General features: G+C 60.1%; 24 protein-coding genes and 2 other RNA genes. 1 reads left to right on the top strand and 25 read right to left on the bottom strand.

Features of this window, described 5'->3' with window-relative positions; translation table 11 throughout:
• Positions 1–24 precede the first annotated feature (24 nt).
• The 23 genes from J7I12_RS11495 to J7I12_RS11605 all read right to left on the bottom strand — a co-directional run bounded on the left by J7I12_RS11495 (position 25) and on the right by J7I12_RS11605 (position 10,410).
• The gene (locus J7I12_RS11495) at positions 25–621 is read right to left on the bottom strand and encodes a MerR family transcriptional regulator (protein ID WP_302548818.1); all 597 of its coding nucleotides are present in this window, start codon (positions 619–621) and stop codon (positions 25–27) included.
• 11 nt (positions 622–632) lie between these two features.
• The gene (locus J7I12_RS11500) at positions 633–875 is read right to left on the bottom strand and encodes a hypothetical protein (protein ID WP_302548819.1); all 243 of its coding nucleotides are present in this window, start codon (positions 873–875) and stop codon (positions 633–635) included.
• 2 nt (positions 876–877) lie between these two features.
• Positions 878–1,282, bottom strand: a complete 405-nt coding sequence (locus J7I12_RS11505) for a transcriptional regulator (protein WP_487125975.1) — start codon at positions 1,280–1,282, stop codon at positions 878–880.
• A complete protein-coding gene (locus J7I12_RS11510) occupies positions 1,279–1,599 on the bottom strand; it encodes a hypothetical protein (protein ID WP_487125973.1) in 321 nt (106 codons plus the stop codon). The genes J7I12_RS11505 and J7I12_RS11510 overlap by 4 nt, the downstream gene beginning before the upstream one ends.
• Positions 1,550–1,924 (bottom strand): hypothetical protein, encoded by a 375-nt coding sequence (locus J7I12_RS11515; protein WP_487125971.1) that lies wholly within the window; start codon positions 1,922–1,924, stop codon positions 1,550–1,552. The genes J7I12_RS11510 and J7I12_RS11515 overlap by 50 nt, the downstream gene beginning before the upstream one ends.
• The gene (locus J7I12_RS11520) at positions 1,921–2,181 is read right to left on the bottom strand and encodes a hypothetical protein (protein ID WP_487125969.1); all 261 of its coding nucleotides are present in this window, start codon (positions 2,179–2,181) and stop codon (positions 1,921–1,923) included. Before J7I12_RS11520 ends, J7I12_RS11515 begins: the two co-directional genes overlap by 4 nt.
• The gene (locus J7I12_RS11525; RefSeq protein WP_487125967.1) at positions 2,178–2,747 is read right to left on the bottom strand and encodes a glycoside hydrolase family 108 protein; all 570 of its coding nucleotides are present in this window, start codon (positions 2,745–2,747) and stop codon (positions 2,178–2,180) included. Before J7I12_RS11525 ends, J7I12_RS11520 begins: the two co-directional genes overlap by 4 nt.
• A 151-nt stretch (positions 2,748–2,898) precedes the next feature.
• A complete protein-coding gene (locus J7I12_RS11530) occupies positions 2,899–3,357 on the bottom strand; it encodes a helix-turn-helix domain-containing protein (RefSeq protein WP_487125965.1) in 459 nt (152 codons plus the stop codon).
• Complete coding sequence (locus J7I12_RS11535) at positions 3,342–3,710, bottom strand: hypothetical protein (RefSeq protein WP_487125963.1); 369 nt, start codon at positions 3,708–3,710, stop codon at positions 3,342–3,344. Before J7I12_RS11535 ends, J7I12_RS11530 begins: the two co-directional genes overlap by 16 nt.
• The gene (locus J7I12_RS11540; RefSeq protein ID WP_487125961.1) at positions 3,697–4,191 is read right to left on the bottom strand and encodes a phage protein GemA/Gp16 family protein; all 495 of its coding nucleotides are present in this window, start codon (positions 4,189–4,191) and stop codon (positions 3,697–3,699) included. The genes J7I12_RS11535 and J7I12_RS11540 overlap by 14 nt, the downstream gene beginning before the upstream one ends.
• The gene (locus tag J7I12_RS11545; RefSeq protein WP_302548893.1) at positions 4,178–4,615 is read right to left on the bottom strand and encodes a hypothetical protein; all 438 of its coding nucleotides are present in this window, start codon (positions 4,613–4,615) and stop codon (positions 4,178–4,180) included. The genes J7I12_RS11540 and J7I12_RS11545 overlap by 14 nt, the downstream gene beginning before the upstream one ends.
• Positions 4,616–4,629: 14 nt before the next feature.
• Positions 4,630–4,695, bottom strand: an RNA gene (locus J7I12_RS11550) — hammerhead ribozyme type II.
• On the bottom strand, positions 4,695–5,075 hold the full coding sequence (locus J7I12_RS11555; protein WP_302548894.1) for a hypothetical protein: 381 nt from the start codon (positions 5,073–5,075) through the stop codon (positions 4,695–4,697). Before J7I12_RS11555 ends, J7I12_RS11550 begins: the two co-directional genes overlap by 1 nt.
• A 10-nt stretch (positions 5,076–5,085) precedes the next feature.
• An RNA gene (locus J7I12_RS11560) (hammerhead ribozyme type II) lies at positions 5,086–5,151 on the bottom strand.
• A gap of 3 nt (positions 5,152–5,154) precedes the next feature.
• Positions 5,155–5,322 carry a hypothetical protein gene (locus J7I12_RS11565; RefSeq protein ID WP_302548895.1) on the bottom strand — a complete coding sequence of 56 codons (168 nt, stop codon included), beginning with the start codon at positions 5,320–5,322 and terminating at the stop codon, positions 5,155–5,157.
• Positions 5,323–5,332: 10 nt separating this feature from the next.
• Positions 5,333–5,623: an HU family DNA-binding protein gene (locus tag J7I12_RS11570; protein ID WP_302548896.1), complete on the bottom strand. Its 291-nt coding sequence runs from the start codon at positions 5,621–5,623 to the stop codon at positions 5,333–5,335.
• An 11-nt stretch (positions 5,624–5,634) separates the two neighbouring features.
• Entirely contained in the window at positions 5,635–5,886 is a 252-nt protein-coding gene (locus J7I12_RS11575) for a hypothetical protein (RefSeq protein ID WP_302548897.1), read from the bottom strand.
• A 10-nt stretch (positions 5,887–5,896) separates the two neighbouring features.
• On the bottom strand, positions 5,897–6,409 hold the full coding sequence (locus J7I12_RS11580) for a host-nuclease inhibitor Gam family protein (RefSeq protein ID WP_302548898.1): 513 nt from the start codon (positions 6,407–6,409) through the stop codon (positions 5,897–5,899).
• Positions 6,410–6,610 carry a hypothetical protein gene (locus J7I12_RS11585; protein ID WP_302548900.1) on the bottom strand — a complete coding sequence of 67 codons (201 nt, stop codon included), beginning with the start codon at positions 6,608–6,610 and terminating at the stop codon, positions 6,410–6,412.
• Complete coding sequence (locus tag J7I12_RS11590; protein WP_302548901.1) at positions 6,597–7,250, bottom strand: winged helix DNA-binding protein; 654 nt, start codon at positions 7,248–7,250, stop codon at positions 6,597–6,599. Before J7I12_RS11590 ends, J7I12_RS11585 begins: the two co-directional genes overlap by 14 nt.
• A 9-nt stretch (positions 7,251–7,259) precedes the next feature.
• Entirely contained in the window at positions 7,260–7,973 is a 714-nt protein-coding gene (locus J7I12_RS11595; protein WP_302548902.1) for an AAA family ATPase, read from the bottom strand.
• Between the two features lie 17 nt (positions 7,974–7,990).
• Positions 7,991–10,159, bottom strand: a complete 2,169-nt coding sequence (locus J7I12_RS11600) for a Mu transposase C-terminal domain-containing protein (protein ID WP_368043887.1) — start codon at positions 10,157–10,159, stop codon at positions 7,991–7,993.
• An 8-nt stretch (positions 10,160–10,167) separates the two neighbouring features.
• The gene (locus tag J7I12_RS11605) at positions 10,168–10,410 is read right to left on the bottom strand and encodes a LacI family DNA-binding transcriptional regulator (RefSeq protein ID WP_302548903.1); all 243 of its coding nucleotides are present in this window, start codon (positions 10,408–10,410) and stop codon (positions 10,168–10,170) included.
• Between the two features lie 252 nt (positions 10,411–10,662).
• On the opposite strand from J7I12_RS11605, the gene J7I12_RS11610 reads away from it, so the two are divergent.
• Positions 10,663–11,193 (top strand): helix-turn-helix domain-containing protein, encoded by a 531-nt coding sequence (locus tag J7I12_RS11610; RefSeq protein ID WP_487125958.1) that lies wholly within the window; start codon positions 10,663–10,665, stop codon positions 11,191–11,193.
• Positions 11,194–11,279: 86 nt separating this feature from the next.
• Here the strand turns inward: J7I12_RS11610 and J7I12_RS11615 are convergent, their stop codons facing one another.
• Entirely contained in the window at positions 11,280–11,663 is a 384-nt protein-coding gene (locus J7I12_RS11615; protein ID WP_302548928.1) for a DNA-directed RNA polymerase subunit alpha C-terminal domain-containing protein, read from the bottom strand.
• Between the two features lie 444 nt (positions 11,664–12,107).
• Positions 12,108–12,512, bottom strand: coding sequence for a zeta toxin family protein (locus tag J7I12_RS11620; protein ID WP_242621206.1), 405 nt, complete (start codon positions 12,510–12,512; stop codon positions 12,108–12,110).
• Positions 12,513–12,542: the final 30 nt, after the last annotated feature.

Genomic DNA, 12,542 nt, shown 5'->3' on the forward strand with positions numbered 1-12,542 from the left:
AGGGCACTGCAACATTGCAATGCCCTAACTTGTGCCGAGGATTTCCCGGATGGCCCGCGCGTTTTCCGGCGAAAGCGCCTTGTTCCGTGTGTTTTCCGTATCTTTGGGCAGGGTCGCTTCCAGCTCCGCCACCAGGGCCAGGCAGCGCTGGACGTCCTGCACCGTAGCCACGGTGATTTTGGCCGGGTCTGCCAGGGCCAGGCCCAGTTTGTGCTCCACGGCGGTGCGCAATGCGGCTATGGCGTCTGCCCGCGTGGCAATGGCCGGCCGCTCCGGCGCAACGGCCGGTATTTTGCCTGCGGCGGCCAGCTCCAGCTGCTTCAGGGCGAGGTTTTCCAGGGATGCCACCGCAAAGGCCAGCTGCGAGGCCTCCCTGCCGTCGTCGGCCAGCAGCAGTTTTTCCAACGTGGTTTTGCGGGCGGTGATGGTTGTTACGCGGATATCGCTTTCCGCCTGGGCGATTTCCGCCCGTTTGGCGCGCCAGCCGTATTTTTCCGACCACGCCTTAAGCGTAGTGGCCGAAACGCCGGTAAGCTCCGCCACGCGCGCAAAGGAGAGGCGGTCCACGCAGTAGAGCTCCTGCGCTTTCCACACGGTTTCCGGCTCGTGCTCCCAGCCCATAACGGCCCCCGTCAATCGCCCAATTCGCGGTTCAGAATGTCGATTTTTTTCCGCACGCCGCGCAGTTCCGTCACTTTTTCCGTGAGGGATATGGTCAGGGCCAGGACGTAGTCCACGTCGATCTCCGCGGGCTCGCCAATCACGGGCAGGGCCGCCCGAAGGCTGTCACGGTGGCTGACGGCCTCGGCCGCCAGGCGCTTGGCCACGTGCCGCAGGGTTTCGCGCTGGCCGATATTTTCCGTGCGCTCACTCATAGTCACTTCCTCATGCTTTCGATGATGGTGGTCAGGCGTTCCACGGCTCTGGTGTTGTTGATCACCAGGGATTGCAGCGCCTCGGTAACCCGCTCGTAATTTTTCACCAGCTCCACATTTTTGTGGTAATACTGCACTACTTCCGCATGGCGGTTGCCCACATCGCGCAGAATTTCCTGGGTATCTTCGCGGTAGGCGTCAAGCAGCTCGCGCATGTTCTGCTGAAACTGCAGCTGCGCTTTTTCCATGCGGCGGGATCCCGCGTGCGACATGACCAGGATGGCCACAATCACCAGGGCGGGCGCGGAAAATATCAGGCCCAGCAGGCCCGGCAGGCCGATGGCCGTCAGGGTGGTCATGATGGGCTCCAGTATCGCCAGCACGGCCTGCAGCTCTTGAGGGCTCATTGCTTTGCTCCTGTGGTTTGCGCCTCGTAGCAATCCAGGGCGGCGTTGAGCGCCGCTATGTACGCACGGATGCGCGCGTCACGCGATTTGAGCACCGCATAGCCCTCGCGGCTTTCCAGAAACAGCCCCCTGGTGGGGGGCAGAGCTGGCGGCGCGGGGCGCGGGCAACGCTCTGTGCGCACCACCACGGTTTGCGGCTGCGGCCGCGCCTGGGAGGCGCAGCCGGCCAGGGCCAGGCCGCCAGCCAGGGCCAGCGCCGGCAGCAGACTACAGCGGCAGGTCCAGGGATTCCTGCAAAAGTTGCCGGGTCGTTGCATCGGGCACCTTTCCTTTTTCTTCCGGGGCCATATCGCGGCTTTGGGCGGACGCTATGATCTCGCGCCACTGGTCCGCCGTGGCCACGGCCGTTTGTTCCCGCGCCAGGCAGGCGTCCAGCGCTGTTTGCAGGCCCGTGACGCTTTTGCGTTGTTCGTCCAGGGCGGCTTTGCCTGCGGCCGCTGCGGCCAGGGCCTGGTCACGCTCTGTGCTGCAGGCTTGCAGCCGGGCTTCCAGTGTCTGGATATTCCCCCGCAGCACGGCTGCGTACCCACTCATGGCCGCCAGACCCAGGAGCACGGCCACAATGGCTGTTTTGCCGCTCATACATCCTCCCGCAGCAGGCCGGGCGGGGGCAAACCCTTGCTGCCGACCTCAAAGCGCAGCTGCGCGGCTTTGGCCCCCTGGGAGGAGCCGATAAGGGCCACCATTTCCCAGGATATGGGGATAAACCGCCCTTCAATAAAACAAAACGCCACCCACATGCCCAGGACCACCACGCAGATCAGCATGGTGGTGATGCGCATGGTGGACCAGCCGCCATCCAGGCAGCGCAGCGCGTCGGACAGGGGAGTCTTGCTCATGCGCCCAGCCCCAGATACCGGCGCAGGCCGGTACAGCGGCGCAGCCAGCCGCGCAAAAAAACGGCCAGTGGGGGCCGCTGCGCAGCCAGACGCTCATAAAACCGTGCGCGCTGCTCCAGCATAGCGTTGAGCAGCGCGGGCGTGGCGTGCAGGGTCAGAAACGTGCGGGTAGCCGGGCCAAAAACGCCGTCCACGGCCAGCTTGACGCCATAATTGCCCACCAGCGCGTTGCAGGCCTGTTGCGTAAGCAGCGTGGCCTGGCGCGGCCCGGTATTAACGGCGCAGTCGTACTGGCAGGTAGCCGTGGCCTGGGGCAAAGAGCCCAGGCCATAATCGTCCCAGAATCGGGCTTTAAACAGCGCCGCCGCCTGCTCCCGTGTCAGGGCGCGCACGTCGTCGGCGTCAATGTCGCCATCGCCGTCAATATCGCCCAAATCATGGCCAAGGCTGCGCAGCCAGCGCAGAGAAACGCCGTAGTTGGTAATGCCGCCGGGGTCGGCAGGGTGGTTGATCAGCCCGCTTTCCCACTGCGCCGTAAAACAGTGCGCCACCGCAAACTCAGCCATTGAGCGCTCCTTTTGTTGCGTGCCCCGCCGGGCGTGACTCCGGCGGGGCCATCTGTGGAGGAGACAAGGCATGCAACAGCCCGTCCAGGACAGTGTGCCAGGACGGGCTGCAGCGTGCCCGGAAACAGCGCGCTCCATGCGAACAAATTTGTTATTCGTCGAAATCCTGGCAGAGATCCCGCACCTCGGCCGCGCGCACGCGCACGGGCAAGTCTTTGAGGCGCGTCAGCCGCCCCTCGGCAATGTAGTCGTAGATCTTTCGCACGGAGACGTTGAGGCAGTAGGCCGCCTGCTGGACGGTCAGCAGCTCGCGGCGGGCCAGCAGCTCTTGCGGCGTCAGGACAAACGGCTCTGCCGGCGGCACTGTGGAGTATTTGATGGGCAGAGGCGGTGGGAACCCGACCGGGTGCTTGAGCATGCAGCGCGCGGCGCAGCCCAGGCACAAAAACACGTCGGCGCGCATGAACCAGTACGGCCGAGATTTGTTGCGCCCGCGCAGCACATACCCACAGCGCAGATTGTTGTACACCGCGGCGTCAGGCTCCGCATTATAAGGCCGCCAGCCCTCTTTAATCAGCGTAACAACATCCTGTATCAATGTTTTTGACATGCCTGCCCCCCTGGAAATAGAATATCATAGAGTTCCCGCGCCTCACGTTCCGTCTGCATCCTGCATTCCGGGCAATTCCGCCTGTCCAGACGGCGGCAGTTATTGCAGCGGATATTTTGCAGCGCCTCCGCCACGTCTTCTTGCGTAGCGCTGGGGATTGCCGTTATTTCCGGGCGCGGATCGCCCAGCGCCGCAGCGCGGATGATGGCTGCCTGGCGCGGCAGGTTGCCGGGGTAGTGCCCGGACACGACGGCGTAGACTGTGGAGCGTTTGAGCTCCGGATGGCAGCGGCAAAAGGCGTGGATTGACGCATAACGCTCCAGCACCAGCGCGCGCAGATCAGGCCCGCTCACCACGTGCGTCCTTTTTTTGTCGTCGCTCAAAGGCTTTTTCCCGGCGTTGCAGATCTGTAAGCAGCCGGGAGACCGCCGCGCCGTCCTGCAGCCAGACAAAGATTTCCGCACCAAATTCACGTTTGACCCGCGTATCCAGGCTGGTCATGGAGTAGCCCAGCTTGCGCCAGATGGCCAAAATTGCGCGTTTTTCGCGCGCATGGGGCATGGAATCGGTAATCTCGATCCAATCCGGCCGGGCGTGGGGCTTGACGGCCTTGTTCCGGGCCCTGGCCGGAGCCGTATACTCCACGCCCATTTCGGCAAACAGATGCACCAGCCGCGAAAGCTCATGCGTATTCATTTCTTTCCGGCTGCGCACGCCAAACTCGTTTTGCAGCAAGGCGCGGAAGGCGTCCTCGTCCATGGCCGGCAACTGCTTGCGGGCTATCTCTATTTTGCGGTACAGGCCCAGCCGCATTGGTCGGTTATCGTGCATCATGGTCATGCCTATGATGCACGATGACGTCCTCGGCTGGCACAAAGCTGCGCTGGCCGTTCAGAGACACGCAAACAACCCACCGGCCCAGGTAGTCCAGCAATGGCGGCGTGGTGGTCCAGGCGCAGAGCCAGTCCGGCAGGCCATCCTGCCACACTTTGACACTCACCCGCGATGGGTACGGGATTTCTGGCGGCGCTGGGGGTTCCGACAAGCCGCCCAGGGCGCAATCCACAATCAGTGCGGCCAGCCCGGCCCGGTCGAAAAATCGCGGGGCCCCAGCGTGGTCCAGCCAACGCCGGGCCGCACGCACCCGGTACATGCCCTCCGTCCCGCCGTACAGCGGAGCCGGAGACAGTTCCAACTTGACGCGCTCTGTGTCGATTCTGACACTTATGGAACCGCAAAATTTACGAGTATCTGCCATGGCAGGTCATCTCCCCTTGGCTGCATCATCAGGCCGGAGCCACCACGCCCCGACGACCGCCCCGCAGGGCGGTTTCGCGCTATCTGTTCAAAGTGTTGTACGTTGGGGAAAGAGGCTTTTTGTTTCTCTTTTCCAACTCTTCAGAACGGACGACAAATTCAAACAACTTACTATCAGCCCCATTGCGTTTCAAAACCACTACTTCAAGCTCATACAGGGCATTACAGAGTCTGCAACGTTGGGGGTGTATGCCAACAACACGCCCCTTGTATTCCCATCGCTTTCCCCGGTGATATGGCAAAAAAATCACTTCATCAGGGGTAAATGGGCACACTGCTATGGCAAGCAGTTTTGAAACATTTTCGTATTGGTGCTTTGCGCTGTTCAGTGCGTTTTCAGCATCAAATATAAGCTGCTCTTTTTGCTGTAATTGTTTGAAATATGTCTCTGTATTACTCATGTGACTCTCCTTTTGGCTGCATCATCAGGCCGGAGCCGCCACGCCCCGGCGACCGCCCCGCAGGGCGGTTTCGCAGGGGTTAATCTTCGTCCGGGGCGTGGTCAGTAAAGCCAAAGAGCCAGTCGTACATATCCTGCAGGCCCTGCTCATAGCTCATGTCCGCATATCGGGTGCCCCCGTCAATGCCCTCGGCGGCCCAGTCCAGCACGCGATCAATCTCATCCGTAGTACGCACGATAGTTGGCATGTGTTCCCCCTTACTTGAGCGCCGCTTTGAGGTCTTTGCCGACGCGCAGCAGCACCACCCGTGATGCAGGGATGGTTACAGCTGCCCCGGTGCGCGGGTTGCGGCCCTGACGGGCGGCGCGTTGTTTTGTAATCAGCCGGCCGATGCCGGGCAGGGGCACGTGCCCGCCGCCCAGCAGTTCAGCGGCCATAACATTGCCGCAGGATTTCAGAACAGCCTCTATGTCCGCCTTGTTCAGGCTTCGGTCATGCGTGCAGCGGGCCTCGCGCAGCACCGCCTCCACAAACTCTTTCTTATTCATGGTATTCTCCTTTAGGTTAGCCATCTGGCTGTTTTTTGGCGAATTACGTCCGGCGGATACCCGCACTGCAGCAGTTTTGCTGCCGCCGCATGCGCAATGTCTGCCAGCATCTGCCTGCGTTCGTGGGGTTCCGCTATTTCCCAGTCCCGGCTGTTTACCAGGCCAGGGAGCTTAGTCGGGTCCGCATCCTGGCTGTGCAGCAGCTGTTCTGCAAACGCGCCCCCAAGGGTTTCCCGCTCCCGCGTGGTCAGGGTTATGGACATGTCGGTTCCTTCAGGCGGCGTCCTGGGGCAGGGGGTCCGCCTTGATTTCAATGTAGAAAGCGTCCGTTTGCTGGCGGCGCAGACCCACCAGCTCCAGGCGTTCGTCGGGCCAGCCCAGGGCCGCGTCCTTATTGATTTCTTCCTTAGTGCGGATGCCGTCCGTCAGGTTGTACTGGCGCAGTTTTTCCAGCGTCATTCCTGCTGTAATACCTCGTACTTGTACAATTTTTGTGCTGGCGCGGAAGCCGATGACGCCAAAGCCCAGGTCCACGCTCTTGCCCCTGGCAAACAGATCTTGCCTATTAAGTCGGGCGTACACCGCCACCGCATCGGCCAATTCTTTGCGCCGGGCTGTCAGCGGCTCGGCAAGCTGGCTGGCCTTGGCTTTGGCGGCGTCGATGGCCTCCTGCATCCCCGCGGCAATGGCGGAGAGCTTGCGGTCTAGAGCGGCCATTTCCGCCAGCGCGCCCTCGCATTGGGCGCGGTCGGCGACGATGTGCGGGTCGGGTTTGATGCGCGCCATCTACATCACCCCCTCGGCGGGCAGGGGCGTCCGCGTGGCGAGGGGCGCGGGGATCAAGCGGGTTTCAAGTTCCCTGGCCTGTTCTGCCAGCTGTGTGAGGTTGCGACGGCAGAGGCGGATTGTCTCCGCGTCTTCGGTGCTGACGCGGGGCAGCAGCTTGCCCAGGGCGGCGTTGATTGACAATACTTCATTCTGCAACATGGCTTTCCTCCGTGTGCTCATTTTCTGTGCAAGGCTTGCTGCCGAACCGCGCAAGCAGGACATGGCAAGCTGCAACAATGGTTGATGCCGTTTTAGGGGCATATGGGTCGGCGCAAAGCATCAGGCGGGTAATGGTAGCCGCTGCCGTGCGTTCCTGCTGAAAGGGGTCTGATTCCCGTGTTGGGGGATAGGGCGTCTCCGGCGAGGCCTGGGCCTTAGCCGTGGCCCGGTAGGTCACGGCTCGCCTGTCATTGCGGCCCGTGCGCTCCACATAACCTTCGCCCTCCAGCCAGGCCACATAGCGCAGGGCATGGGTGTAGCTGGCGCGGGTCAGCATGCCGCACTCGCTGACGGACCAGCCCGGTTTGGAGGCCCGCACAAATCGCCACATGGCGGCATAGACCTTGGCGTCGCGAGGGCGACGGTTGAAGTTGTAGACAAACCGGCCCGTGCCGGTCCGCGTAATCTCTCCGTGCTTGGCCATGCCAGACACTCTGGTGCGCACCACAGCCTGCTGCGCGTCATTGGTCAGGCCCAGGGCCTCGTACACCTGACGGTAGCTGACCTCGTGACCGCCAGTGCCCAGGGCCTGTACGGCGTTGCGGACCATTTCCAGCGTCACAGATAATACTTCAGGCATGGCGGCCCCCTATTTGCGCCGCCAGGGGCGTGAGGTCAGGGCTGTTTCCAGCATGGGGCGATCTACCGTAAAGCTGCCGGACGCTTTGGCCGCTTTTTCCAGCAGCAGGCAGACGTTGCGGACAAGACGGAAATCGCCCTCTGTGCGTTTGGCGATCTCTGAAGACGCCTCTGGCGGTATGTCCAGCCCTGCGGCCTGCATGCCGTAGAGGCCCACCTCTGCCGGGCTGATGGGGCCGAACGCAACTTCGTGGGCAACGCGACTCCAGATGCGCCGCCGTTCTGAAAGCAGACCGAAAATGCCTTCTTCACCAATCAGCACGATGGGGGCCCCCGTCATTTCGTGAATATCCCGCAGGTCTTCGATGCGGTCTATTTTGAGGCGGTCGGCCTCGTCCACAAAGATGGGCATGCGGTTTTCGTCCAGCAGTTCCACAATCATTTCTTTGCAGCGGTTGCCCGTATGGCGCGGCATATCCATATTTTTGCCGCGCACTTCAAACAGCAGGCGCTGCAGAAACGCCGTCTGCGACCAGCCCTGCCAGACGCGCACATACGCGCCGCCACGCTGGAAGTGGTAACGGTCCGCAGCTACGGATTTGCCACGCCCGGCCTGACCATAGGCCAGGACAAAACCGGAGAGCCCGCGCCCGGCGGTGACCACAGCGTCCACCGCCGCGTCAAAGCGGGTCATTGCTTCGGTTTCGATAATGATGTCACGCATCTGTCTCCTCCTGTGAGTTAGGCGCTGGCCCGCTGCCGGTCGTACAACCCGCGCAGGGCTTCAAAGCGCCGCTTGTGGTAACGCTGATATTCGTCGCTCCGCTCCCACGCCCCCATCCAGGCCTGGTCCGCAGGCACCAGGGCGATGCCGTCGCGCCAGCGCACGTCAAAGAGATAGGCGTAGCGCTCCGGCGCATCCCGCCAGCGCTTGAGGCCGGAGGGCGTGTAGCTGGGCGCAGCCTCGCGGGCCGCGCGGCCCTTGGCCTTGGCGGCCTCTATGGCTGCAGCCTCTGCGGCGCTGACGCCTGGGGTTTTGTTGGGGGCGGGGGCGGGCTGCTCCGGCGCAGGCGTAGCGGCTTGCAGGGCCGCCATGCGCGCCCGCGCCTCCGGCAGCACAACGACATCCAGCAGGTGTCGCACGGTTGCGGCGCTGCCGCGCTCCTGGCCTTTTTTCAGGGCAATGGCTTCAGCCAGGGCGGCGCGCTGCGCGTCCGTCCCAAGGATGCCCGCCGCCGGGTGCAGCCCACTGGCAATGCCGTAGTGAGCGCGGTCCCGCGCCACGCACAGCGGCACGCCGTCCAAGGTGTAGACCAGCACCTCGTGCGGCGAGAGTTGCTCGTCGTAACGCACCAGCACGGGATGGCGGCGCGAGGCCAGCCGTTCATGCCAATACAGACGGCCGTTCAGGCGGATTCCATCTTTGGTGATGGTCCGCACTTCTTTTTGCAGCATCAGCAGCGTGAGGCGCTCTATATCGGCTACAGAGAGCCCTTCGCCCCGCCCGGCCTGAAAGACCTCGCCCGGCGTCTTGCCGTGCAGATGCGTCCGCATCTGGGGGCGCTGCATATACTCCGCAAACCACAAGGCCACCTGGGTGATGGTCTCTTCCATGGTAAGGGCGCGCGACCCCATTTTTGCATACAGTTTGCGGTGCAAATCCTCTCCGCGCTTCATGCGCGCCGGTTTGTGGGCGATGTCATAGCCGGTATAAGAGGGCATCCACACTTCCAGTTCGTGCATGGTGCCGAAAAACCGCTCTACCGGTTTGGATTGACCGTGGTAGGGCCAGGCGTGGATCACCTCGCAGCCAAGGGACTTGTACAAGCCAAGGAAGCCGGCCTGCTCAAAATCCGCGCAACCCTTGAAGAACTTCGCCCGAAATGCCCGGCCATTGTCCAGATAGACAACGCGGGGAAACTTCCCCAGCAAAAGGCATGTACGGCGAAATGCGGATGATATGCAGTCCGTATTTTCGCTGGGCATGATTTCCCAGCCCAGCGGGCAGTTAGAAGCACCGTCGAAAAACAGCAGCAAGGTCATTCGTGTTGCCTTGCCGGTTTCCGGGTTTATCGTCTCAAAATTGAGCGTGTGACCGTCGGCAATCACCACGTCGCCCACCTGCACCAGGTTCCAATCCCGCAGCAGAGATATGGCGCACTTGTCGTTCCAGGCCTTCTTGCCTTCACGCCACAAGGTCCACTCGTCAAAACATTCGTGCATGTAGTGGCCGACAAAACGCCGGATTGTCGGTTCGGAGGGCACATACAGCCCCTCATACGCGCATTTTTTCCGCACGGCGCGGGCGCATTGGCTGACATTGGGGGCGTTGGGGTTCAGGGCGTGGCCAAGGATGATGATTTTGTGCCGCTCGGTCAGCAGCGTCCGCCCCTTGTGGGCTACGCCGCGCTTGTCCGCCAACGCCAGCACGCTTCCGGCGCGTTCCTGTTCCAGCTTCCAGCGTTCAAGGGTTTTCCACGAGACACTGCCCAATTCTTCTTTGAGCTTGGGCCAAGCCCCGCCGGAATAGGCGGTAATGAAGGCTTGCTTTTGCGTTCTGGTGGCTCCGAACCGGCGCTGCCAAGAAAGGTACTGGCGCACCAAGTCCGCCTTTGCTAACGCCTTGTAGCGGCGCTTATCGTCAAGGATGGCGGTCGAAACGGATGAAGAAAACATGGGAGCGGCGTTTTCCGCTGCACAAGCGGCAAGGGCGTTCTGCTCTTCGGCTGCCCGGATGGCGATACGGGTTTCTTCTGGCATAGACGACAAAAGCCATTCATGCCCGCCGCCGCGTCCTTTGCGAGGCTGGGATTGCCAGCCCTCACGGATGGCGCGTTGCAGCAAGTTTTTTACAGCCATCCCCAAAAGCAGGCTGGCTTCAAGTGTTGAATAGACTTCCTTGAGCGCCATAATGCCGCCTATGCCGCGTTTTCAGCACGACGAGGATCAAACAAAAGTCTTTCAGGAATCCCAAAAGAGCGTAGCGTCTCCAGAACACGCGGACTATGCCGAAAACCGTTCATCGTGGCGGACACAGTCTGCGGGGTAACTCCGGCCACCTCCGCCACATCCACAAAATTTTTGCCTTTGCTGTCGAGGATGCGCTGAATATCCCGCTTGGAATCCGCGCGCCTGCGTCCGTAAGGTTGTAGCTTGCTCATGGAGTCCCTCCATTTTGAGCTTGAAGCATTGACATTGCTAAAATGGGGGCGGCCTGCTATGGCTGATTCATCGCGTTCTTTTTCAACCGCCCGCACCCTTCTTTTAATTCCCATTTTAGCGTTTAGTCAAGTTAAAATGGGGTAAAACTTCTTTTTAGCGTAAAAACTTCTTTATTGTATTTTTTCGCTATATTGTGTGAGAAGTGAAGGTAAAAGTTAGGGTAAAAGTTAGGGGCATAGGAACTTTTACCCATGAATACACTTGGAGATCGCCTAAAACAGTTACGAGGAAGCACCCGTCAGGCGGACCTTGCTGCCGCGCTAGGCATGGCTCAAACAACACTGAGTAATTACGAAACGGGGAGAAATGAACCCAGCATAGAAGTTCTACGGACATTTGTTTCCCATTTTAGCGTAAGCCTACGTTGGCTGATGTTCGGCGAAGGGCCAATTAGGGAAGAAGATGCCGAGCCAAAGAGTGCAGAGCCTTTAAGTTCGGGGCAGGCTATCACGCAGCCAAGGGAAGAGAGCTTTGCTAAACTGGAGCGTGAATTAGAGCTGGAGCGGGAAGAGCGCAGAGAGTTGGCAACAGAGAACCGCAGACTCTACCGGGAAAAGGAAGAGCTGCTGCGCAAGCTCGGTGAGCTGAGTGCAAAACTTGCGCTGATGGAGGGACGGATGGAGGCAGCCCGTGGAGAAACCGAACAAGAGAAACAGCCGCTCCGTTTTGACAAGAAACAGGCAATCCCATCCAGTAGCCATACCCTGCCCACCCACAAATAGCCGCTCATCTACCGAGCACAAAAAAACAGCCCTGGCGTGTGTCAGATTTGACACGCACCGGGGCTGTTTTCATTTTGAGTCTGTCGCTAGTTCAGCGGCATACCTAAATAGAGTCCGTGCCGTGCAAGCTCGTGGGCATATTCCTGGAGAACGGTTTCGCCAATGCCCTTTACCTTGAGAAGCTCATAGGGTTGCCGCTTGGCAAGCTCCGTGATGGTGCGGATATTAGCTGTAGCAAGTCCCGTCCGCGCTCGAAAAGATAAATCCAGACCATCAACGCTGGAGCCGAGAAACTCGTTAATATCAATTCGTGGCTGGTCGGCGCTTTCGACGCCTACAATTTCGGCATCCCGAAGCCGGGCCGGAAATTCCACCTCGCATACCTCCCAGTCAAAGCCGGTGACAACGCCTCGCGCAGTGCGCCGAGACCGACGCAGGAGAATCCGAGCCTTGTAACGTACCTCGTCCATAGAGCCTCCCTTGTTCATCCATAGGGCACGGCATACGAAAAAAAGCAAGCCCTGTTTTGTGTCAGATTCGACACTCAACAGGGCTTCTCTCGTTCTCAACTTGCGTGACTATCGGGCCTCAAAACGGCCCTCCATTCTCAAACCATTCTTTCGTGGCTTTTCCGGGGCCGGGCAGCCCCCAAGCCCGCATCAGTCAAGGGAAAGTCAAGCATTCGTCAAGCAGGATCGGCCTTACCCTTCATTCTCATCTTCCCTGACCCCCTATAACCGCTGTGCCCCCGTCTTTGAGGTAGAGCCGGCAAGCGCCTTCAACGGACCGCTGTGCCCCCGTCTTTGAGGTAGAGCCGGCAAGCGCCTTCAACGGACCGCTGTGCCCCTGTCTTTGAGGTAGAGCCCCCTTTTTAAGGGAACCGGGCGCTTCAAAATATGTTGTTATCAGACTGGCTAGGATAGCCTTTTGTAATTACAGAAGGAGTTATCCAGAATAGTCACTTTGTCCGCCAGCGCAATAGCTTTTGGCAAATTTTCAAGGCTGCGGCTAAAACGGCGGATAACATCCCGAGGCGGAACTCTATGTCCCCCCCGTGACGCGCGAGCCGCAACTCGTTTCAGCGCAAGCATTTCTGACGCAAGGCATATGTATACAAGCTCAATTTTATAGCCTCGCTGTTTTGCCTTTGCCATCAGCGTGAAGTCAAACCTGGCGGTAAGGGTAGACTCTCGCGCAAATGAAACTCCCTCTTCCAGAAAAAGGTGAGCCATACGAGCAGCAGCCTTACCAGCGGCTATGGGAGACAAGCCTTCTGCAGCAAGTTTATCAGGGTCAATAACCAGCAGATTTTCCCGCATAGCAATCGCCCTTGAAAAAGTGCTCTTGCC

It is taken from the genome of Desulfovibrio diazotrophicus, from assembly GCF_902498985.2.
Taxonomy (GTDB): Bacteria; Desulfobacterota; Desulfovibrionia; order Desulfovibrionales; family Desulfovibrionaceae; genus Desulfovibrio; species Desulfovibrio legallii.